The organism is Clostridium sp. DFI.5.61 (assembly GCF_024462915.1).
Taxonomy (GTDB): domain Bacteria; phylum Bacillota; class Clostridia; order Oscillospirales; family Oscillospiraceae; genus Lawsonibacter; species Lawsonibacter asaccharolyticus.
Map to the genome: position 1 here is coordinate 1 of NZ_JANGBZ010000120.1, position 1,103 is coordinate 1,103.

The window sequence follows — 1,103 nt, forward strand, 5'->3', positions numbered from 1 at the left end:
GTCACAGAGATCATTGCCGTGATCCTGGCTTACGCCATCAAATCCATACTGGAGAACCTGAGCAAACATAACAACTGGCCGGATAGATCCGGCAAAAAGGAGGAAACGACCCATGAATGAACTGACCAACTATCTGCCCATGCTGCTGGCCCTGGTGCTGGCGCTGACCCTGGTGACCAACATCATCGTACAGGTGCTCAAGAGCCTGCTGTACGATATGCTCCCCACCAACCTGCTGGCCTTCCTGGTGGCCGCGGTAGTGACGGTGGGGGCGGGCTTCGGCCTGTGGTCCTATTACCGCTTTGCCATCACCGGCTGGATGATCGTGGCGCTGATCGCCCTCATCTTCCTGGTAGCCTTCTCTGCGATGTTCGGTTATGACAAACTGGTGCAGCTGATGGAGCAGGCGGGGTGGATCAAGGCACAGAAGTGAGGAGGCGCACTATGGCAACCGCTGAAAAGATATTGGAGATCGCCCGGTCGCAGATCGGGGCCAGAGAATCCCCGGCCAACAGTGACAACGTGAAGTATAACACCGCCTACTATGGGCGGGAGGTGTCCGGAAAATACCCCTGGTGCGCCGTGTTCGTCTGGTGGGTGTTCCGGGAGGCCGGGGCTCCCGAGTTGTACTACGGCGGCGGAGAGACCGCCTACTGTCCCACGCTGATGTCCTTCCACAAGAAGCAGGCGGTGACTGACTACCGGCCGGGAGACATCGTGTTCTTCAACTTCTCCGGCAAGAGCTCCGCCGGTCATGTTGGCATCTGTGAGAGCTGGGATGGGACCTACATCACCACCATTGACGGCAACACCGGCGGTGCCAGCGAGGACAACGGCGGGGCGGTGATGCGCCGCAGGCGGCATAAGAAATACATCGTGGGGGCATATCGCCCAGACTATGAGGAGGAAGAGAGCGTGACCTACGAGCAGTGGCTGGAGTACCTGGAGAGATACCGCAGGGAGGCGGCCGCCAAGAAGGCGTCCATGCCGGAGCTGTTGGAGGAGGCTGTGGAGCTGGGCCTGACGGACGGCAGCCGCCCCCAGGACCTTATGACCCGGGAGGAGGGCGCGATCATGGCCCGGGCAGCGGCGAAGGCCAGATA

The 1,103-nt window shown here is 60.5% G+C and carries 2 protein-coding genes; both read left to right on the forward strand.

Going from position 1 to position 1,103, the window contains the following annotated elements; genetic code table 11:
• The first annotated feature begins 112 nt into the window (after positions 1-112).
• Positions 113-433: a hypothetical protein gene (locus NE584_RS19300; RefSeq protein WP_050623343.1), complete on the forward strand. Its 321-nt coding sequence runs from the start codon at positions 113-115 to the stop codon at positions 431-433.
• Between the two features lie 11 nt (positions 434-444).
• Positions 445-1,103 (forward strand): CHAP domain-containing protein (locus tag NE584_RS19305; RefSeq protein ID WP_256183544.1); only part of this gene is annotated, 659 nt, incomplete at its 3' end.